General features: G+C 62.2%; 18 protein-coding genes and 1 pseudogene. 7 read left to right on the plus strand and 12 right to left on the minus strand.

What is annotated here, in order from left to right; all coding sequences use genetic code 11:
* Positions 1–160 precede the first annotated feature (160 nt).
* From LDB29_RS26550 to LDB29_RS26565, 4 genes are all read left to right on the plus strand, one after another.
* Positions 161–478 (plus strand): helix-turn-helix domain-containing protein, encoded by a 318-nt coding sequence (locus LDB29_RS26550; protein WP_025772589.1) that lies wholly within the window; start codon positions 161–163, stop codon positions 476–478.
* Positions 468–2,087: a SulP family inorganic anion transporter gene (locus LDB29_RS26555; RefSeq protein ID WP_257558140.1), complete on the plus strand. Its 1,620-nt coding sequence runs from the start codon at positions 468–470 to the stop codon at positions 2,085–2,087. Before LDB29_RS26550 ends, LDB29_RS26555 begins: the two co-directional genes overlap by 11 nt.
* Before the next feature lie 108 nt (positions 2,088–2,195).
* Positions 2,196–2,504 (plus strand): zinc ribbon domain-containing protein YjdM, encoded by a 309-nt coding sequence (locus tag LDB29_RS26560; protein ID WP_257558142.1) that lies wholly within the window; start codon positions 2,196–2,198, stop codon positions 2,502–2,504.
* A 222-nt stretch (positions 2,505–2,726) separates the two neighbouring features.
* Positions 2,727–3,284 (plus strand): DUF308 domain-containing protein, encoded by a 558-nt coding sequence (locus tag LDB29_RS26565; protein WP_257558144.1) that lies wholly within the window; start codon positions 2,727–2,729, stop codon positions 3,282–3,284.
* Between the two features lie 577 nt (positions 3,285–3,861).
* Here LDB29_RS26565 and LDB29_RS26570 read toward each other — a convergent pair.
* A complete protein-coding gene (locus LDB29_RS26570; RefSeq protein ID WP_257558146.1) occupies positions 3,862–4,257 on the minus strand; it encodes a cupin domain-containing protein in 396 nt (131 codons plus the stop codon).
* Between the two features lie 1,116 nt (positions 4,258–5,373).
* Here LDB29_RS26570 and LDB29_RS26575 point away from each other — a divergent pair.
* Positions 5,374–5,904, plus strand: coding sequence for a hypothetical protein (locus LDB29_RS26575; protein WP_257558147.1), 531 nt, complete (start codon positions 5,374–5,376; stop codon positions 5,902–5,904).
* 13 nt (positions 5,905–5,917) lie between these two features.
* Positions 5,918–6,274 (plus strand): hypothetical protein, encoded by a 357-nt coding sequence (locus LDB29_RS26580; RefSeq protein ID WP_257558148.1) that lies wholly within the window; start codon positions 5,918–5,920, stop codon positions 6,272–6,274.
* Positions 6,275–6,688: 414 nt separating this feature from the next.
* Here LDB29_RS26580 and LDB29_RS26585 read toward each other — a convergent pair whose 3' ends face one another.
* Both LDB29_RS26585 and glmU read right to left on the minus strand, forming a co-directional pair.
* A complete protein-coding gene (locus LDB29_RS26585; RefSeq protein WP_257558149.1) occupies positions 6,689–7,537 on the minus strand; it encodes a metallophosphoesterase in 849 nt (282 codons plus the stop codon).
* Positions 7,537–8,829 (minus strand): bifunctional UDP-N-acetylglucosamine diphosphorylase/glucosamine-1-phosphate N-acetyltransferase GlmU, encoded by a 1,293-nt coding sequence (gene glmU, locus LDB29_RS26590; protein ID WP_257558540.1) that lies wholly within the window; start codon positions 8,827–8,829, stop codon positions 7,537–7,539. The genes LDB29_RS26585 and glmU overlap by 1 nt, the downstream gene beginning before the upstream one ends.
* A gap of 895 nt (positions 8,830–9,724) precedes the next feature.
* On the opposite strand from glmU, the gene LDB29_RS26595 reads away from it, so the two are divergent.
* Complete coding sequence (locus LDB29_RS26595; RefSeq protein WP_257558150.1) at positions 9,725–10,048, plus strand: hypothetical protein; 324 nt, start codon at positions 9,725–9,727, stop codon at positions 10,046–10,048.
* A gap of 619 nt (positions 10,049–10,667) precedes the next feature.
* On the opposite strand, the gene istB is transcribed toward LDB29_RS26595, so the two are convergent.
* From istB to LDB29_RS26640, 9 genes and pseudogenes are all read right to left on the minus strand, one after another.
* Positions 10,668–11,435, minus strand: coding sequence for an IS21-like element helper ATPase IstB (istB, locus tag LDB29_RS26600; RefSeq protein ID WP_054944222.1), 768 nt, complete (start codon positions 11,433–11,435; stop codon positions 10,668–10,670).
* Complete coding sequence (gene istA, locus LDB29_RS26605) at positions 11,432–12,886, minus strand: IS21 family transposase (protein ID WP_218036328.1); 1,455 nt, start codon at positions 12,884–12,886, stop codon at positions 11,432–11,434. Before istA ends, istB begins: the two co-directional genes overlap by 4 nt.
* Before the next feature lie 97 nt (positions 12,887–12,983).
* A complete protein-coding gene (locus LDB29_RS26610) occupies positions 12,984–13,847 on the minus strand; it encodes a nucleotidyl transferase AbiEii/AbiGii toxin family protein (RefSeq protein ID WP_257558151.1) in 864 nt (287 codons plus the stop codon).
* The gene (locus LDB29_RS26615) at positions 13,837–14,676 is read right to left on the minus strand and encodes a type IV toxin-antitoxin system AbiEi family antitoxin (RefSeq protein WP_257558152.1); all 840 of its coding nucleotides are present in this window, start codon (positions 14,674–14,676) and stop codon (positions 13,837–13,839) included. The genes LDB29_RS26610 and LDB29_RS26615 overlap by 11 nt, the downstream gene beginning before the upstream one ends.
* A gap of 152 nt (positions 14,677–14,828) precedes the next feature.
* A pseudogene (gene panB / locus LDB29_RS26620) lies at positions 14,829–15,538 on the minus strand (3-methyl-2-oxobutanoate hydroxymethyltransferase); the annotation flags it as partial.
* A 9-nt stretch (positions 15,539–15,547) separates the two neighbouring features.
* Positions 15,548–15,775 carry an antibiotic biosynthesis monooxygenase gene (locus LDB29_RS26625; RefSeq protein ID WP_257558153.1) on the minus strand — a complete coding sequence of 76 codons (228 nt, stop codon included), beginning with the start codon at positions 15,773–15,775 and terminating at the stop codon, positions 15,548–15,550.
* Positions 15,776–15,803: 28 nt separating this feature from the next.
* The gene (locus LDB29_RS26630) at positions 15,804–16,157 is read right to left on the minus strand and encodes an MAPEG family protein (RefSeq protein WP_257558154.1); all 354 of its coding nucleotides are present in this window, start codon (positions 16,155–16,157) and stop codon (positions 15,804–15,806) included.
* Positions 16,158–16,355: 198 nt separating this feature from the next.
* Positions 16,356–16,622, minus strand: a complete 267-nt coding sequence (locus LDB29_RS26635; protein WP_257558155.1) for a hypothetical protein — start codon at positions 16,620–16,622, stop codon at positions 16,356–16,358.
* A gap of 472 nt (positions 16,623–17,094) precedes the next feature.
* Positions 17,095–18,618: a Do family serine endopeptidase gene (locus tag LDB29_RS26640; RefSeq protein ID WP_257558543.1), complete on the minus strand. Its 1,524-nt coding sequence runs from the start codon at positions 18,616–18,618 to the stop codon at positions 17,095–17,097.
* Positions 18,619–19,204: the final 586 nt, after the last annotated feature.

Here is a 19,204-nt window from a genome sequence, read left to right on the forward strand (position 1 = left end):
CTGAAGGGATATGCTCGAGCGACAATAGGCGCACGCGTCAGCCACACCGACCTGCCCGCCGGTCGCTCTGGCCGACCAAAGACGCTGGATTTGATCAGTGACATTGGATAAAGGAATTTAACGATTGTAGTTTGATGTTTCATATATCATGCGGGGACCCATGATCACCTCTCAGCAGATGCGGGCCGCGCGAGCCTTGCTCGGAATCGACCAGCGCCAGCTCGCCGCTCTTGCGAGCGTGTCCCTGCCGACGATCCAGCGTATGGAAGCCTCCGACGGACAGGTGCGAAGCGTCGTTGATACCTTGGTCAAGGTGATCAGCGCCCTTGAAGCGGCGGGGATAGAGATCATCGGCGAGAATGCCCCAAGCAACGGCGCGGGACGTGGCGTGCGCCTGAAGGAAACGGCCGCCGGGCGGCAACCCAGGCGCGTGCCCTCTGTGCTGTTCGATCAGACGGCCGAGGACGATGGATCGTAACGCGCGGCTTGTCGCCTTCACGCCCAAGCTGATCACCGTCCTGCGCGAGGGCTATTGCGCCGAGCGCCTGCGGCGCGATTGCATTGCCGGGCTCACGGTCGCGATTGTCGCCCTCCCCCTTGCCATGGCGCTGGCGATCGCAAGTGGGGCCTCGCCCGACAAGGGGCTTGTCACGGCTGTCATAGCCGGCTTCCTGATCTCTGCGCTCGGCGGCTCGCGCGTCCAGGTCGGTGGGCCGACGGGCGCCTTTGTCGTCGTCGTTTTCGGGGTTATCGCACAGCACGGCTATGACGGTCTGCTCCTGGCGACGCTGATGGCAGGACTGATGCTGATCATTGCTGGATATTCCGGTCTGGGCGGTCTCGTCCGCTTCATTCCCCAACCCGTCGTCGTCGGCTTCACCGCAGGCATCGCCGTCATTATCGCATCTAGCCAGGTGAAGGATTTTTTCGGCCTGAGGATAGAGGGCGGCGTCCCTGCCGATTTCATCCCCAAATGGCAGGCCTATTTCTCTGCGCTGGGCAGCGTTCATATCCTGAGCCTCGCGATTGGCGCCGGGTCGCTGGCCCTGATCATCATACTTCGCAAATGGGCGCCACGGGCGCCAGGCTTCCTGATCGCGGTCATATTGACCGCCGCGATGGCCGCGCTTCTCCAACTGCCGGTGGAAACGATCGGATCGCGCTTTGCGAACCTGCCCACCGGGCTTCCTGTCCCCTCGTTCCCCGACCTCTCTCTTGCCAAGCTTCAGGCCGTCGTCCCTTCCGCGTTCACGATTGCCTTTCTGGCGGGGATCGAGGCACTTCTGTCCGCGGTCGTGGCCGACGGCATGATCGGATCAAGGCATCGCTCCAATCAGGAACTTGTCGGCCAGGGCGTGGCTAACATCGCCTCCGCATTGTTCGGTGGCCTGCCGGCCACGGGGGCCATCGCCCGCACCGCGACCAACATCAAGGCGGGCGCCATCACCCCCGTTGCCGGCATGATGCATGCGCTGTTCCTGTTGCTGTTCATCCTGTTCGCTTCGGATCTCATGGCCTTCGTGCCGCTGGCAACTCTCGCTGCCATCCTGTTCGTGGTGGCGTGGGGCATGAGCGAACATCATCGCTTCATTCAGCTTCTGCGAATGCCCAATGGCGATCGCGGCCCGTTGCTGCTGACCTTCGGTCTCACTGTCCTGGTCGACCTCACCGTTGCGATCGGCGTCGGCGTAACGCTCGCTTCGCTGCTTTTCATGATGCGCATGAGCCGAACCGTGGAGATTGCCAGCGACAGCGGCAATGGAGCGGCGCCATTGGGAGAAGGTGAGGACATCCACCAGCGCGACGCGCTTCCGCCCGGCGTCGAGGTGTTCCGTGTCGATGGACCGGTCTTCTTTGGCGTCGCGAATGAATTGCTCGATACGCTGCGGCGCGTCGGACCGGCACCCAAGGTCATCATTCTTCGGTTGCGGCAGGTGCCGCTGCTCGATGCCAGCGGCGTAAGCGCGATCGAGGAAATCGTCCGGCAAGCGGCATCCGCCGGCACGCAGATCATAATATCAGGCATTCAGGCACAACCCATGGCGATGCTCAAGCGTGGTACACTGGGCGAGCGGACCGGCGCCTGATCTTCAGCGATGATTTTCCTGATGCGCTCCGTCTCGCGCGAGCCATCACTCTTGCACCAACATCCGCAGCCCAGCGACCCCACTAACCACCAGCTCCAGGAACTTGAAATGAGCGATACAAACGATGACTATGTGTATGACGAAGCTTCGGGCGAGTGGATCTCCGCGGCGGAGGCTGCCGCCAAGGATCGCGAGGGCGACAAAATCGAAGTGCGTGATTCCGCCGGCAATCTCCTGGCGGATGGCGACAGCGTCATCACGATCAAGGATCTGAAGGTAAAGGGTGCCGGGCAGACGCTGCGCAAGGGCACCGTCATCAAGTCGATCAGGCTGACCGGCGACGCACAGGAAATCGACTGTCGCTACGAGGGTATCAAAGGCCTCGTCCTGCGGGCCGAGTTCGTACGCAAGCATTGATTTGCGGATCGCGAAAATGTGTGGCGGCGCCTGGAAGGGTGCTCCATGCCATTGTCGTCAGGACGCTTTTGCAACGGCTCAGCACCAAGGGTGCTTGACCGAACATCGGGCTGATCAACAACGACAGGCAAGTGACCGAAAGGACGTTACCTTGCCTCCTGTTCGCAGAGGCTGACTTATGCACCGCCCTTTCCATGTTTCTTCCTGGCAACTGACGCTGGCATGCGGCCTTTTCAAGCTCCTGCTGGCAGCGGCCGCTCTTGCCGCGCCGATTACGCAGGTCATGTTCTGCCCCGTCTCGTTGGCTGGATTCTCCTGGCCGGCGGTCTGTCTGAACTGATACTCTCCTGGGCGGGGCGTCACAGCTGGACCGGCCGTCTCACATTCGGATCAGGCGCCCTGACGGTCATCCTGGCCGCCCTGTTCATCGGCGCGCCCTGGCACGGCCTCCATCCTCTTGCGCCCGCTGTGATGATCTGGTTGCTCCTGCGAGGAATCCTGTCGCTGGACGTCGGCTTTCAGTCGCGTTTCGGTCCGACGGCCAACTGGGCATGGCTCCTGGCGCGAGGCTTCGTTGATTTTGGATTGGGCCTCGCGCTGATGGCAGGCGCACCGCTGGCGATGTTCGCCATCCTCATCTTCGGAGAGGCCAGGGAATTTGTGACCGTCTTCTCGGCCACTCTCGCGGTAAGTTTTGCAGTCGCGGGCATGGGTCTCATAGCGATCGCCCTCACGGTGCAGCGCCAGAACCGTACCGATCCGCTTCCTTCAAACGACTGAAGCCGCCCGCGCGAAGGCAATTGCGCCATAGAGGATGTCTGGCAGCACCAGACGTCTCGGGAAAATGACGTTCGTCGCGATATCGCGCTGGCCTTCACATCGTGCGGCTTTCTGCCCGATCGGCTGCGCAGACGAACGCGCAAACCGGATCGATGATCATCTCGAGAGGGTTGCCCCCAGCGCCAGGGGAAGGGTTAGCAGAAGGGGACACACGGCGAAATCTGCAATCGGCCCTGCCTGCCTCCGCAAGGGGTGGCGGATACAGCTGCGGCCTGAAAGCGCTGGCGCGCGGGCATCGTTATCTTCCCGAGCCAAGGCGCAGCAAGACGCTCGTGTCGGCCATGATCTTCCTTTATCATCCGGACCGGCCACACCAGCAGCAGTGACGAGCGCCTCGACCATCTCTGCGTGAGGCACATGAAGCGTCGAGGTCACCCTGACCGTGCAGCCGACCATCGCGCTCCATCAATGCCTTGTCCTTGCGTCAAGCCGAGACGCGCCCATGAACAATAATTCACAGCACAGCCATGCTTTGCTTCTCTTGCCCGCAATCGCCCGGCGCCCAGCAGCTTCGCAACTATTCGGTGGTGCGCCCGTCAAAATGCTCGTGCCCTGCCTCTGCATCGGCCTTCGTACGGTGGACGGTCCCGTCGACATGTTCGGGCGGGCCATAGATGGTGTACAGCTGCAGCGGCGTTGTTCCCCTGTTGAGAATATTGTGTCGGGCGCCGGCCGGCACGATTATGGCATCCTCGGCGCGGACCGCCGTCGAAAGACCATCAATCTGGACCTCGCCTTCCCCGGATTCTACGCGAAAGAACTGATCGCGATCCTCGTGCACTTCTTCCCCAATTTCCTCGCCAGGCGCTATCGCCATGATCACGAGCTGCAGATTGTGCCCGGTGTAGAGCACCTGCCGGAAGTTCGAATTGCTTACCGTCAGTTCCTCGATGTTGCCGACAAACCCTCTCATGGCGATCTCCTCAGGCTGGATGCTCAGTGTCGTGCAAGAGGCTGCCGGAGCCCCTGCCATTTGGCTCATTCCTCCCAGTGGGAGAATGGGCCTTTCCGGTATCCTACTTAAGGCAGTGAATTAGGCAATCCCAGGCACAAGGGCCTGCGAACAGGACATGCGCCGTCTTCTTTCATGCAGTCCTGTGATCGGACATTCCTCAAGACAGCCTATGCCAAGGGCGGGCAACCCGCATCAGCTGACATATGTTGCGGCACCCCTTGGCCTGCAGACGATTTCACTGACAGCGGGGCTGGCGCCGCATGCTTGTTATTTTGTCGACGACGCGCTTGATCCTCCCGTCATTGAACCGCTCCCCGGCTCTGCGCCGACCTCATCGCCTTGCGCAGGGCTGACTTCAATAGCGCGGACAGTGGGATCATCGGGGCCGGCTCGATTGACGGGGCGCGGGCCCGGACATTCTCCGGCTTTGGCTACAGGATCGCCGCCTAACGCCTCTTCGCCCTGCGCCTCGCTGGCAGGCGCCCGCCTTGACCGAATTCACAGGGGCGATGGCGAACAGCAAGGCTGGCAACAAGCCGGATGCCCGTGAGATGCCCTTGATCAGCATAGAAGCGCCGGCGAGAGGCGCCTGAGCATACCAGCTGCCGCACCGATGTCGGCCGCGCCGGAGACGGGCCATGATTCCCTACCGCATGACGCGATGGATCGGGGCGTGCTGCCATAACATTATAGGACAGCCGCTACGGACACGATCCTTCCCGTCCCATTGCGGCGAAGTGTCCCGAGCGGTATCGAGGCGCGACAGCCATGACGATCGAATTGCAAAGCAGGCGAAGGTCTTGCCGTTGTGCGGGATCGGCCTCATCCTCATCGCAAAAGGCAGAATCGCCAATCCGCGCTGAAGGCTGATCGGGCCGGCATCGCACTGACCACGGACGGCATCGGGACGAGAGGGAGGACCAACTGATGAAAACAGGCCTGCAACACCAGCTGGGTTTCCTTGGAATGATGCTTGCGCTCGCCGCTTGTAGCGCAGCGCCTGATCAGTCTGGCGCCAGTTCCAAAGGCGCGCAGGCCGGCGGGGAACAGGGCGCGTCCGGAAGGCAGGAGACCATGGCAGCAGCCACGGCTGCAGCGATCACTCCGGTAGATGTCGTAGCTGTCAACGCCGCCGGACATCAACCGGCGCAGGCCCCCGCCCAAGGCCAGCGGTCCGCTTCCTCCCAGCGCGACCGCGCAATCTTCCAGGCCGCCGGTTTCCGCTTCTCGCAGGCGAGAGGTCAATGGGAAAGCGGCAGCTGCGGCGATCCGCCGATGGGAGCTTATGAGCCCGGTGCGATCAGCAAGGTCGAGGACCTCAATGGCGACGGGCGCCTGGAAGCACTCGTGACCGAAGGAGGCACCTGCTACGGCAATGTCGGCACGCGCTTCTGGCTGCTCAGTCAGCAGCCAGGCGGGCAATGGAAGGTCATGACGAACTCTATCGCCATGCCCGAATTCCTCGCTACCAAGGGCGCTGATGGCTTTCCCGACATCCAGGGCGGGGGCCCAGGCTTCTGCTTCCCGGTGACGCGCTGGAACGGTCGCGAATATGCGCTAAACCGCCACGAATATGAAGGCAGACCCTGCTCGCCACCGCGGTAGAGGAATGATGATCATGGTTGAGATTACTGATAGCAGCGATTGCGGAAACTCGCCTAAAAACCGGTTCGCGCAAGATGTAGCCGTCGCCCTCGAGACGGGTAATCCTCCAACGGACATGCTGAGCGAGAGGGTGATCTGGTTCCGCTTGCATCATGACGCCGTCAAAGGGCGCGAAGCGGTTCTGCAGGCGATCCGTGAACAGCCGGAAGTTTCGTCCATTGTGATCGAACATGCGATTTCCCATGGCAGGGTGGGCATGGCGAACGGCCTTGTGATTTTCACGGACGGGGCGCGCAAACGTTTCTGTCATGTCCTCGATTTCACCAACACCAAGGGAAATTGCGTCGCAGCGATCAACAGCTATGGCTGATGGGCCGGGCGCCATCGACATTACGCAACCAGCGTCCACAATGCGTGAATATCCTGGCGCCCCAACCCTTTGGCCCCGGCGCGGGGATGACCCGGGCCTTTCCACCTTCGGCGGATTGAGGAGCAAGACCCGCAGTCGTGGCGCTCGCAAGCTTGGCAAGGGCGAGCCGCACTGGCCGACCAGCGGCGACGGATCTGGGGCCCGGGATACATCGGGACAGCGGATCGAGCTGCTTTTGCCCGAGCAACTCTCGTCACTGGGCCGGCAGCATGCCAATCTGAAGGGCGACCTGCTCCCGAGGAGACCAGTCTATGGCGCCCACTGGGTTACGCTTTCCTTGCAAAAACGCTTGTCAGCCCTGTGCCTCTCCATCCCTCCCATTGGCTGCGCGGGCTTCTGTCTGTCGGCCGGATCTCATTGCGGGCGAATGGTGATCAGCCAAAGGTCGGGCGGCGCCAGCATCCGGATCGGCAAACGGCTGGTGCCAACGCCGCCTGATACCACCATCGTCCTCGCGCCCTCGCGGTAGACGCCGCAGGCATAGCGCGTCCCGTAGTGCGACGGCACGTTGAGAATGCCCAGGAAGGGAAAGGCCACCTGCCCGCAATGGGTGTGTCCGACAAGCGTAAGCAGGGGCTGGTCAGGCAGCTGCGGAAACACATCGGGTCCATGCGAGAGGATCAGCGGTGCGCCTCCCAGCCGCCTCATCTCTTCGAAGGTCCTGGGTATATCCGGCTTGCCTGTATAGATATCTCTTAGCCCGCCTACGGAAAGCGGGCCCCGCCGGACAGCCTGATTGTCCAGAAGCTGGATACCCATCCTGCCAAACAGCTTACGCCATTGCTCCCGATCGATAAGCGAATGGTCGCGGCTGTCATGATTGCCCAGCACCGCCACCACGCCGAGGCGGGCGCGCAGCCGGGCAAAGGCCGCGATGCTTTCCACCGGTCCATAGGCGCCGCCGCCTTTCGCGTCAGCGATATAGTCTCCGCCCAGGACGATGAGGTCGGGCTTGAGGCCGTTCACCTGTTCCACGATGCGCGCCATGCGGGCAGGGCTGTTTTCAGGCCCCACATGCGTATCGGTCACAAGAGCCACCGTGACCGGCTCCCGGGCCGCATCAGGCGGGAAAGGCAGTGCTATCTCCAGCTGGCGCACGACGGGCATGGCCCGGGCGTTGCTGACCAGCCAGAGAGCAAAGCTCCCGATCGCGACAGGGAGCAGCAGCGCCCCGCGCCAGCGCCGGCCAGCACCCCGTCCCATCAGCTCGCGGCTTTGCGGGCCTGCATCCTCGCTCGGAATTGCGCAGCCCAGCCAGGCTTTTCTTCCTGGGCGGGACGGACGAGACACAGGGCGTCGGACGCCACCTCGCGCGTCACCACGCTGCCGGCTGCGACGATGGCGCCGTCCCCGATCCTGACCGGCGCCACCAAAGAACTGTTCGAGCCGATGAACGCCCCCGCTCCGATTTCCGTCCGGTATTTGAAGAAACCGTCATAATTGCAAGTGATGGTGCCCGCGCCGACATTCGCGCCCGCACCCACCGCCGTGTCGCCGACATAGGACAGATGATTGATCTTGGCGCCTTCGCCCAGTTCGGTCTTCTTGATCTCGACGAAATTACCCACCTTCGCCTTCTCCCCGACCCTCGTGCCCGCCCGCAATCTTGCATAGGGGCCGATATGCGCGCCGCTGCCGATGCTCGCGCCCTCAATATACGAAAAGCCGTGGATCGTCGCTCCCTCGGCTACCGTGACGCCCGGTCCGAACACCACATTGGGCTCCACCACCACGTCGCGACCGAGCACCGTGTCATGGCTGAAGAATATCGTTTGCGGCGCGATCAGGGTGACCCCGTCGCGCATGACCTCGAAGCGCCGGCGATCCTGCCACAGGGCCTCCACGCCCGCCAGTTCCGCCCGGCTGTTCACACCGGCAACCTCCCACGCCTCCGCCTCGATCACCGCGCTCGCCCTGCCAGGCAGCATGACGATGTCGGGAAGATAATATTCTCCGGCCGCATTATCGTTGCCGATCTCGTCCAGAAGCGCGAACAGCTCGGCCGAGCGAACCGCCATCAACCCGGAATTGCACAGCGTCACTGCCCGTTCCGTGGCATCGGCGTCCTTATATTCGACCATCTTTTCAATAACGCCGTCACCGGTCGCAAGGATGCGTCCATAAGCGGCCGCATCCGCGGGCCGGAAGCCGAGCACGACAGCGCGCGGCTCATCGGCCTGGTTCAGGCGATCGAGCATGGCCGCCATGGTTTGCGGGCGCACCAGCGGTACATCGCCGTAAAGAATGAGGACGTCCCCGTAAAAGCCCGCAAGCGCTTCTTTCGCTTGAGCCACCGCATGTCCTGTCCCAAGCTGCTGTTCCTGGACCGCGATCGAGATTGCCGCGCCCGCCACCGCCTTTTCGATCTGCTCGCGCCCGGCGCCCACGACGACGACGTTCCGTTCGGGATCGAGCTCCCCCACGCTGGCAAGCAGATGGAACAGCATGGGCCGGCCCGCAATGGGGTGAAGCACCTTGTGCCTTGAAGACTTCATGCGAGTGCCCTGCCCGGCGGCGAGGATGATGACGGCAAGCGAGCGGTTGGAGGTCAAGGGCAACAGGTCCTTTGGAAAAGAGGCCGGATTCGGGGCTCTGTGCCATGTTTGATCTTTCATTGCCACCGGCGACATGTTTCAATCCCTTCCAGCGACAAGCTTTGCCTGCAAAGGCGCCGGCCTGACCTTGATGAATCCTTGTTCCTCAGCCCAGCGCAGTAATCGCAAGGCTGCTGGAGCATCCATTGCCTACCTCATGGGAGATCCTCCCGCATGAGCTCCCTCATGAGCTCAGATCCTCTGGCAGGCAGCCTTCCCCGCCATCTTTTTTCAGGCTTTTCCCTGGCGGCCAGCCTGCATCAATGGCGATGAACAACTCTCCGTTCAGCTGTTGCATCATGATTCACAAGGATGCCTGCCGCACCAGCGACATTATCGCGCTCGGACCACGCCGGCTTCGCTTCGTTGGGCAGTCTGTCCGTGCAAGCGGATGTCCAGCGCCGGCCGACGCGCCGATGGCGGGCAGATCATCCCCGCAGCATCTTTTCGCCCGGACGCGAAATGTCGATCTTTCCCACGAACTTGCCGATGGCGCGCATTGGCGCGCGAGGGCAGGCGAATGAAAACCTGAAACGAAGGGCAACACGCGAAGCGCTCGCGAACCTCCTCTTCAGGTCCGATCCTCATCTTCCTTGGGACCCAAATTTGCCCTGGAATGCGAGGCATTTGTTCCACATCTGCTTATTTCATCCTCAATGCACGGCCCGGATCGTTTACAGTTTTTTACGAAAACAAGCTTGAATCTTTCCCTCTCCTGGCTGGATATTTCCCGTTTCGGGAAACAAGGAACAGGATTCCTGGCATGAATGCCGGGATGAACAGGGAGAGAATAGTCATGCGCGTGGTGCACGAAACACTCGAGGGGCCCTACCGCATAGAGGAGGATATAGCATTGTACGGCCTCATAGCCGGCGACGCGATCCTGTGCCGGGGCGCGCGGCTGCTCCTTCACGGCACGATTGCAGGAAACCTGACGGTCGAGACCGGAGCACGGGCTGTCCTTCATGGCACCGTGGCTGGACGCATCACAAATGACGGCGGTCGCATCGAACTGTTCGGCAGCGCCGACGCCATCTCCAACGTCTCGTTCAGCGCCATCACCATCATCGATCCCAAAGCCTATGTCCGCACGCAACCTGTACAACGTACATCGCCATGAATGCGGCGGCGCGGCGTACAAGGGCGGCGTCCACTGCCGTATGCCGGAGAGCGCAGCAATCCAGACTATCAGCGCTCTTCGGTTCAATCAGATGATTGCCCCGCCCTTATAGGGTGGCTGAAAGCCGGGCGAGGCTAGCTGATGACGCACATCCCTCGCCTTTGTTCCTCCAGCGCTTCACACAAAAAACCCCGCCCTCTCCTGAGGGCGGGGCCAGTCGGGTCGCACACGGGCAAAGCCCGCATCTGCATTTCAGCCTGAAGCAGGATGATTGGCCATAGCCAAAATTGGGTATATGCATCGATTTTGCTGGATATAGCCTCGCTTGCCGGAGCGTTCGTGGCGCAAAATGCAAAGAGCACGCCTCTACCCGGCGGCGCGCCGGAGCCCCTAGGCCTGCTTATGAGCGGCTGAGCGATTTTCGAGAAACCTTGGTCTTCGCAACCGGTTTCGAAGATAGTCCGGTGCACGAATGGCGAAGCCCCAAGCTGTGTGTCAACGGCGGAGTAAAAGTCGGCCATTGGGCGGCGCAAAATCAGGCCGGGTGATCCGTGTGCTGGCGAGCGCCGCGAGGGCGTAGCCCGAGTGGGGGTCGCCAACACACGGATGGTCTTTTCTGTCAGGGGTTGGAGCGTGCCTTGCGCGCCTGGCTTTGGGCCAGACGATAGCTCTCTCCGTTCATCTCGAGTATGGAGACGTGGTGGGTAAGCCGGTCGAGGAGCGCGCCTGTCAGGCGCTCGGAGCCGAACGTTTCGGTCCACTCGTCGAACGGCAAGTTGCTGGTGATCAGCGTCGAGCCGCGCTCGTAACGCTGCGAGATCAGCTCGAACAGCAGTTCCGCGCCGGTTTTCGAGAGCGGCACGAACCCCAGTTCATCGATGATGAGGAGCTTGTATCCGGCCATTTGCTTGTGGAGGCGCAGAAGGCGGCGTTCGTCGCGTGCCTCCATCATCGCGCTGACCAGCGCGGACGCGGTGGTGAAGCCGACCGTCAGGCCCTTCTGGCAGGCGGCAAGGCCGAGGCCGATCGCCACATGGGTCTTGCCGGTTCCCGAGGGACCAAGGGCTATGACGTTCTCGCGGCGGTTGATCCAGTCGCAGCGTGCCAGTTCCAGCACCTGCATCTTGTTGAGCTTGGGGATCGCGGCAAAGTCGAAGCTGTCGAGGCTCTTGGCGGCCGGGAACTTCGCAGCCTTGATCCGGCGCTCGACCATCCGGCGTTCCCGGTCGATCAGCTCCAGTTCGACAAGCCGGGCAAGGTAGCGGACGTGATCTGCGCCCTCGGCCGCGCATCGCCGGGCCAGCTTGTCATGCTCGCGCAGGAAGGTTGGTAGCTTGAGCGTCTTGAGGTGGCTGGCCAGTAACAGCTCGGGGGACGGACTGCTCATGCCGCATCCTTCGCATCGCCCGAGAGCAACTGCATGTAGGAGCGCGCCGATGTCGTCTCCACCCTGGCTCTGGGCAGATAGGGATAGATCGCCATGTCCAATCGGGGTGGTCGGCGCTCCACCCGGCACAGCAGGAGATGCTTCACGGCATCAAAGCCGATCGCCCCGATATCGAGAGCCTGCTTTACGGCCGCATGCAGATCGGCAAGCGTGAAGCTCTCCAGCAGACGCAGCACCTGCACATACTCGCGCCGACCATGCTTGCCCATACGAGCTTCCATGAGGCGGCGCAGCGTTGCAAACGCTTCGGGCAGGTGCCAGCCTTGCAGGGGCGCTGCCTGATCGAGCGCATTGATCTTCTGTTCGATCAGGGGAAGGTAATGGATGGGATCGAAGATCACGTCCTCGCGCTCGTAGCTGCGCACATGACGGGCAATGACCTCGCCCCGGCAGCCGATCACCACCTCGCCGACATAGCCCCGGATCCATACCTCCTGATGGCCGAAGCGCACCGGCACCGAGTAATCATTGGTCCGGTAACGCACCAGCGCCTGCGACGAGACCTGGCCGCTGGTCTGGTCACAAGCCTCGAACGGGGCAGCCGGCAGTTCCTGCATCGCCGCCAGATCGCGCTTCAGCCTCTCGCCGATCGTCTCGCTCTCGCCCCGCAGCCGGTCGTTCTGACGCTTGCGGCATTGCTCCTCGAGCCACAGGTTGAACGCCTCCCACGTCGCGAACCGGGGGATCGGCACCATGAAGTTGCGGCGAGCATAACCGACCAGCCCTTCAACACTGCCTTTGTCGTTCCCCCTGCCGGGACGGCCGTAACGATCGCGGATCAGGTAATGCGACAGGAAGCCGCTGAACAGCCGGGCGCGCTGCCTCGTGCCGTCGGGCAGGATCTTCGAGACCAGGCAGCGGTCGTTATCGTAGACGATCGACAGCGGCACCGCGCCGAAAAACGCGAAGGCGTGCACGTGGCCGTCCATCCATGCCTCGGCAACGGCAGCGGGATAGGCGCGCACGTAGCAGGCGTCGCTGTGCGGTAGATCGAGCACGAAGAAATGCGCCTTCTGCACAACACCGCCGATCTCGACCATGGCCTCACCAAAATCTGCCTGGGCATGGCCGGGCGCATGCGCCAGCGGCACGAACATCTCCCGGCTGCGCTGCTCGCGCTGTCGGATGTAATCCTTGATGATCGTGTAGCCGCCGGTGAAACCGTGCTCTTCGCGAAGGCGGTCAAATACCCGCTTCGCCGTATGACGCTGCTTGCGCGGAACCTGACGGTCACCATCAAGCCATGCATCGATGATCGGAACGAACGCTTCCAGCTTGGGCCGCCGCACCGCCGCCGTCCGGCGGTAACCGGGGGGCTCCGAATACGACAGCATCTTGCGGACCGTGTCGCGCGATACGTTGAAATGCTTCGCCGCCTCACGCTGGCTCATGCCGCCCGCGCAAGCAAGACGCACCTTCAGGTAAAGATCCACGGTATATATCTCCACGCCCTCCCTGCTCGCGCAAAGAAGGCAAAGTGGACGACTTTTACGCCGCCCGCAGCAGCACTTCGCCGCCGCCACCGTGGTCTAATTTTGCACCGCCGTTCTCAGGTAATCCGATCAGGCTGAAGTCAGGCTGTGCATCGTGGAGGGACAGGAGAAATTCGGCCGCGGGCCCATTGATCCGTGCCCGGATATCCTCGATCAGACGCTCGCGGGCGGCGAGCAGCGTTTCGAGTGAAACATGCTCGATCGTCATGCCGTCGAATTCCTGCGCGAAGGCACGGTCAATATCGATGCGGTTGGGATCGATCAGTTCGTGGGCCGGGCGGCCCGAGCAGGCGACATAGACCAGGAAAGTGCGGAACAGGTCGTCGTCGATGCCTTCGTGCTGGTAGAGCAAATGGATGTCGTAGAGGTCCCGTGGATGCTGGCGATCGAGTGCCGCGCAGATCTTACCGGCATATATGTCCTCGAAGGAAAGCACCGACATCTCAGCAAAGCCGAATGCTTCCTCCACCACATCCGTAACCTGCATGGTGTGCGGCGCCTTCACGGTGCCTCGAAGGACGGGCGAGACCTCTATCTTAACTTCGGCATCGGCGGAACGGAGGAGCACCCGGGTATCTCCATCGCCCCCGCCGCTGATCCTTTGCGCATTGACGCCAGGAAGGCGCTTCCGTGCCCGCTCGACGATGCGGCCGAACGCGGCATCGATGTTGGCGAGGGCAGTTTCGCGATCGTGGAGCGGCACGTAGGTCAGGTCGATGTCGACTGAGAGTCGCGGCATGTCCCGGTAAAAGAGATTGATCGCCGTGCCGCCCTTGAGTGCGAAATCCGGCTCGTCGGCCACGATGGGGATTGCGCTAACTAGGAGGCTGACTTGGGCCGCATAGCGTTCACGCGCCATCGCCGACCTCATTGGCTGGCTCGGGCACCGCAAACTCCTCTGGCACAACGAGTTGATAGGCTGCCGCATAGCGACCGCCTTCGACCAGCATGCGCGGGCCCTTGCCCATATCGATCCCAGAGCGATCGATATGCGACAGCCACCGGTGCCGATGGCGATCGGCAAACAGGAAGAACAGTCGCTTCACCTTTATGCTCTTGCAGGCGCCGAGCAGGGCACTCAACCGGCCAGGGCGCAGCGTCGCCAGTCCCTGGAAAAGCATGTCGACCTTATGGAAGCTCTCCTGGTCGGGAAGTTCGTTCAAGGCTTCGAGCACCGCGCGCTCTGGGGTTGAGCGCCGCAACGGCCAGTCCCAGGGGTTGGGTCCAGTGCCTGCCGCGGGGTCGAAGTCATTGTTCTCGATTCCAAGAGACTCCGAACCGAACAACTGCCGTCGCCGCATCAACACGTGAGCATCGAGAGCTAGCCTGGACAGCCAGGACGGGACGTCGCCGTAGAGATAGAGGTCCGCGCTGCGGCCAAGGGCGAGATAGTGGCTGTGCCCTTCAAGGCTTAGCGCACTCATGCCGCCGACGTGGAAATCATAACCCATGATCCACTGGGCCGAGAGCAGCGCCATCTTCCATTCGACAACATGCCCCGGTGGCTTGCCCGGATAGGGGCGGCGATAGACGCCGCGTGCGACACGCTCGAGCCAGCCTTCTCGATCATAGCTCGCTGCGGAACTCTTGGTGACGTCATGGGCACTCAACCATTGCGAGTCGACTAGGAAGCCAGCCGGAACCCGATCAAGGACATATTTTAGTCGATTGCGATTTGGTTCGGCCATAATGGCCTAAATAGCGAATTTTCAAAATTCCTGCAAATCCGATTTCGACAAAGTCGGATTTGGTACATCTAGGGTAAACCAAATTCGGCAGAGACAAAATTTTCGGGCAACCTACATCTAATCACCACGCCCAGCCCCACACGATCCAGAAGTCATGCTCCAGGTAGCCCATACAGATGTTCGCGGGCAGGGAATGCTCCCTTCCTGACCGCATCGGCAAACGTCCCGATCGCGGCATCGGCCTCTGCCCCGAGATCCGCGAACCGGCGAACGAAGCGCGCCGTGCGCTCCGTCATCCCGAGCATGTCTTCCAGGACCAGAACCTGCCCATCGCAAGCCTGGCTCGCACCGATGCCGATCGTGGGTATGGCGACCGTCTGGGTGATATGGCGCGCCAAAGGCTCGACCACAGCTTCTATCACCATCGAGAATGCACCGGCTTCTGCCACAACAATCGCATCGGCCTCGATCGGCCCAGGGTGGTTGGAGCTTCCCAAGGCGGCGGCCTTGGTCCTCCCTTGGGATCGGAACAATCCAATCGTGTGGATCGACTCTGGGGTCAGGCCGACATGCCCCATGACCGGTATGCCCCGGGTGACCAGGAAGGCGATGGTGTCGGCGAAATGAATCCCGCCCTCCAGCTTGACGGCACCGCAGCCGGTCTCCCGCATGACGCGTGCCGCCGAGGCGAACGCCTGCTCCTTCGAGGCTTCATAGGATTCGAAAGGCAGGTCCACCACGACCAGCGCCCGGCGCGATGCAGCCACCACGGTTCGCCCTGCATGATCATCATGTCGAGCGTCACCAGCAGGGTCGTATCGAAGCCATAGAGAACATTGCCGAGGGAATCGCCGACAAGCAGATGCAACTTTCAAAGCGTCCTCGCCTCGATCTGGTTGAGATAGCGAAACTCTGGCGCGCGAACGCCAGCGATACGCCGTATTTCGACGAGCTGAGGGGATTCGAAGAAGGCTCGCGCCGCATCGAGCGAAGTCCATTGCGAAAAGTGGACGATCTGACGGGCATCCGTGTCATAGGCCAGCAGTTGATAGGCGATCTCGCCCGCCTCGCGCCGGATCACGGCGGCATCGTCGAACACAGCCTTTCACTTATCGTAGTCTTCAACTTCATGGATGATGAGGACATAGGGTTGCTGAGCATCGCCCTTGGACAGGATCATGCGCAAACTTCGGTGATTGCCGATAGATCTTTGACGAAGCCCCCCACATCGCGAACAGCACGATGCTCGAGGCGATATAGACGCGGGCACGGGTCCGAACCGTGCTGGGGCCAATGTGAATGACGGTGTGCGCCAACCGGAGCGCGACGAAGATCCATGCCAGGACGACCTGCGCGGCCGAGGCGCTGCCCGTCAGGATCAGCAGTGGCACCAGCGCAAAGTAGAGCACCGGCATCTCGAACAGGTTCGCAAGGTTCGAGCGTTCCGCCGTGCCGTCGGCCCGCCTGCCGCCCCGATACATGGGTGCGATCGCGTCACATACCATGCACGAGGGCCGCTACCGCTCACGGAAGAAAAAGTCCTTCCTGGAGGAACCTTTCGATTGAGCGGCCCCGCCCGGCGATCCCTTGCAGAGGACCGCCGGGGCGGCTCGCACAGCCTCAGCGTGGTCGGCGGCGAACATGAAGAGCTTGCCAGGCAGCACAAGCGCGCGACCTCATCAGAACCAGGAACGGTGATAAAGAACGATGCCAGGCTCCAGGCATCGCCTGAGTTGATATGCCGCAGGACGTTCCATGCATGGCCCGCCATATGTCTTGACCATAACGACCAAGCGCAGCGGTCGACCGGCGAACACTGCTTCGGCAATGATGTCGACGCCGCGATCGCCCTGGCCTGCCTCGCCGGCAATGTCCGCATGCAATTGGGACAGCTGCGAAATTCGTCCCCAGAATGCTTTTCCTCGCTCCTGCGCCCGCTTCTCCATGCCAGATGCTTTGACAGCTGTCGTTACGCTTCCGGTCACCGATACCAAGAGGGCATACAGGTTGATGATCGCCGGGTGCTGAACGGCGCTTCCTGGCGGCTTCGCACTGGCCTTTCCACCCCGTGGGAGATACCCCGGATGTCAAACTCACCGGCGGGGCGCGCCTTTTCACCAGTCGCCTTGTCCTGGCCGCGCCAAAGAGCAGCAATGTCTAGGATCTGGCCATGCGAACCCCATCGAGCGGCAGCTTCCCTCAACCATCACGTTTCCATGGGGCGGCGGCAGCCAATCCGGCATTCTTGTGGAAAAAGCGCGAACCCATAGCGCCAGCCGCATGAGCTCAGACCCGCTCCGATCAGACTCCCTGCCGCCGGGCCGCCAGCCATTGTGCGCCGGACAATAGCGGCGGTCCAACTGGCGTTCCGGGGTGGGCGTCTCATGCCGCCAAAAGATCCGCTCCTGACCCCACTCCCTACCGCAACCGAACAGGAACATAGCCTGGCGCCTGCCCCCGGCGCTGGACGCGCAGCAGCAGGGCGCCCCGCGAGGCCCGCCTCGCCTCCTGGATCCGGCTTTCAAGGTCCCGGGCCGACATGACCGGTTGATTATTCGCCGAGAGCATGATGTCGCCGCGCCGCAAGCCCTTGGCTGCCGCGTCGGAAGACGAGTCGACGCTGGCGATCACAAGGCCCTGGGTCTTCTCGCTCGCTCCCAGTTGCCGCGCGATGCGCGGAGTCAGGGGCAGGACCGAGATGCCGAGCGCCTCGCGCACCGCAGACTCGCCCTGCTCTTGCGATGAAGCTCCAGATCCCTCGCGCCGCTCCGGCTCGAAGCTTTGGCCGCCAAGCTCCGTTTCCCCGGGCCGCAGGCCCAGCGTGACAGGGACCGTCATGCGCTTGCCATCGCGGATCAGCGCGATGGATATGCGTTCTCCAGGGTTCTTGCTTGCAATAAGGTAGGACAGGGACTGCCCGGCGGTGACCTCCTTGCCGTCCACCGCAACAATGACATCGCCTGGCCGGACACCCGCTTCGTCAGCCGCGTTGTCCGGCTCCACGGACTGAACGAAGGCGCCCTTGCGTTCTGGAATGCCCAGTGCGTTGGCGAGGTCATCCCCCACGGGCTGTATGCGCACGCCCAGATAGCCGCGCTCGATCGCCTGGCCGCTCTTGAGCTTTTCGACGATGGGCGCTGCGATCTCGGCTGGAATGGCAAAGCCGATGCCCACGCTGCCGCCATTGGGGGAGTAGATGGCGTTGTTGATGCCGATCACCTGGCCGTGCATGTCGAACATGGGTCCGCCCGAATTGCCGCGGTTGATAGCAGCGTCGGTCTGGATGTAGCGATCATAGGCGGTCCCCAGCCCCGTATGACGGTAGACTGCCGATATGATCCCCGATGTCACCGTCCCGCCAAGGCCGAAGGGATTGCCAATGGCGATGATCCGATCGCCTACGCGCGCGGTCCGGGAATCGCCAAACTTGACGAACGGCAGCGGCGCTCGCGCGTTGATCTTGAGGACGGCAAGATCCGAAGCGGCATCCTGGCCGACAAGCTTTGCGGGGTATTCCGCCCCATCCGGCATTGTGACGGTGATGGATTTGATCTCGGCGTCTCCGCCGCCGGGCGAAATCACATGATTGTTGGTCACCACATAGCCATCGGCCGATATGATGAAGCCCGAGCCGAGCGACTGTGCTTCGCGCGTTCTGGGACCAAGGCGGCGGCCACCGAACAGGTCTTCGAAGGGCGTTCCGGCAAAGGGGTTGAGGACCGGCGTGCGGACGCGCTGGCGGGTCGAGATGTTGACCACCGCAGGCGCGAGCCGTTCGGTCAGATCTGCAAAACCGGTGGCCGCCCACGCGCTGTGGGGTGCTGACGCCAGGGGCGCCGCTTGCTCTTGAGCGGCCTTCGCCTGTGACACAGATCCCCCGAGGGCGAGCAGGGCGCTTGTTCCCAACAATGTAGCGGCGGCCAGAGTATAGCTGTGTCGCACGCGTTCCACCTTCCTTTCTTTCCAATGGCCGCTTCCCACCCGTGCGCTCGGGCGATGGCCAGAGACGAGGAGGCAGCTGACGCATCATGCCTGCCTCGCATTCGATAACGGCGCAATGAGCCCAAGGAGGCTATTCGTCAGGCGCCAGTCGATGAGGATGGGACACCGCTGCTTTCCTGGCAATTCCATTTTCCTGGAAAACAGCACCAGCGCTGATGCCGGATCGATCTCGCCGCGCGGCGTGGACGTTCGGTCCACCGCGCGACTGTGCAACAGTGCTGTGAAGATAAGAAAGACCTTGAAGCGACTGCGTCGAGCAACCTCCCTCCTTGTGAGCGGGCGATACTAATTCGAAAGGCTGAACGCAGCATGACTGTTGCACTGCCAGCGGGATCTGGCGCCCTTCGATCGGGGACTGGATTTCTCCGATGGCGGGCATGGAACCCGGATTGTTTCCGTCCGGGTAGCGCCCCTGGCGCAAAAATCCCGGGCCAGGTGGCCATCTTGTCACCGCGCCGATGGGAAGGATGGGCGCTTTCCCTCGCACCCCCGGCGGGAGGCGACAAGGAGGATGGCAGAGGCCCAC

This window comes from Sphingobium sp. CFD-2 (genome assembly GCF_024611135.1).
Taxonomy (GTDB): domain Bacteria; phylum Pseudomonadota; class Alphaproteobacteria; order Sphingomonadales; family Sphingomonadaceae; genus Sphingobium; species Sphingobium fuliginis.

Excerpts from the sequence above, each read along its gene's own strand:
- LDB29_RS26550 (WP_025772589.1), top strand. The coding sequence starts at position 161 with ATGATCACCTCTCAGCAGATGCGGGCCGCGCGAGCCTTGCTCGGAATC.
- LDB29_RS26610 (WP_257558151.1), bottom strand. The coding sequence starts at position 13,847 with ATGGCGCGTGAACGCTATGCGGCCCAAGTCAGCCTCCTAGTTAGCGCA.
- LDB29_RS26635 (WP_257558155.1), bottom strand. The coding sequence starts at position 16,622 with ATGGAGAAGCGGGCGCAGGAGCGAGGAAAAGCATTCTGGGGACGAATT.
- LDB29_RS26615 (WP_257558152.1), bottom strand. The coding sequence starts at position 14,676 with ATGGCCGAACCAAATCGCAATCGACTAAAATATGTCCTTGATCGGGTT.
- istB (WP_054944222.1), bottom strand. The coding sequence starts at position 11,435 with ATGAGCAGTCCGTCCCCCGAGCTGTTACTGGCCAGCCACCTCAAGACG.
- LDB29_RS26575 (WP_257558147.1), top strand. The coding sequence starts at position 5,374 with ATGGCAGCAGCCACGGCTGCAGCGATCACTCCGGTAGATGTCGTAGCT.
- istA (WP_218036328.1), bottom strand. The coding sequence starts at position 12,886 with ATGAGCCAGCGTGAGGCGGCGAAGCATTTCAACGTATCGCGCGACACG.
- LDB29_RS26630 (WP_257558154.1), bottom strand. The coding sequence starts at position 16,157 with ATGTATCGGGGCGGCAGGCGGGCCGACGGCACGGCGGAACGCTCGAAC.
- LDB29_RS26595 (WP_257558150.1), top strand. The coding sequence starts at position 9,725 with ATGCGCGTGGTGCACGAAACACTCGAGGGGCCCTACCGCATAGAGGAG.
- LDB29_RS26570 (WP_257558146.1), bottom strand. The coding sequence starts at position 4,257 with ATGAGAGGGTTTGTCGGCAACATCGAGGAACTGACGGTAAGCAATTCG.
- glmU (WP_257558540.1), bottom strand. The coding sequence starts at position 8,829 with ATGAAGTCTTCAAGGCACAAGGTGCTTCACCCCATTGCGGGCCGGCCC.
- LDB29_RS26585 (WP_257558149.1), bottom strand. The coding sequence starts at position 7,537 with ATGGGACGGGGTGCTGGCCGGCGCTGGCGCGGGGCGCTGCTGCTCCCT.
- LDB29_RS26555 (WP_257558140.1), top strand. The coding sequence starts at position 468 with ATGGATCGTAACGCGCGGCTTGTCGCCTTCACGCCCAAGCTGATCACC.
- LDB29_RS26580 (WP_257558148.1), top strand. The coding sequence starts at position 5,918 with ATGGTTGAGATTACTGATAGCAGCGATTGCGGAAACTCGCCTAAAAAC.
- LDB29_RS26565 (WP_257558144.1), top strand. The coding sequence starts at position 2,727 with ATGCGGCCTTTTCAAGCTCCTGCTGGCAGCGGCCGCTCTTGCCGCGCC.
- LDB29_RS26560 (WP_257558142.1), top strand. The coding sequence starts at position 2,196 with ATGAGCGATACAAACGATGACTATGTGTATGACGAAGCTTCGGGCGAG.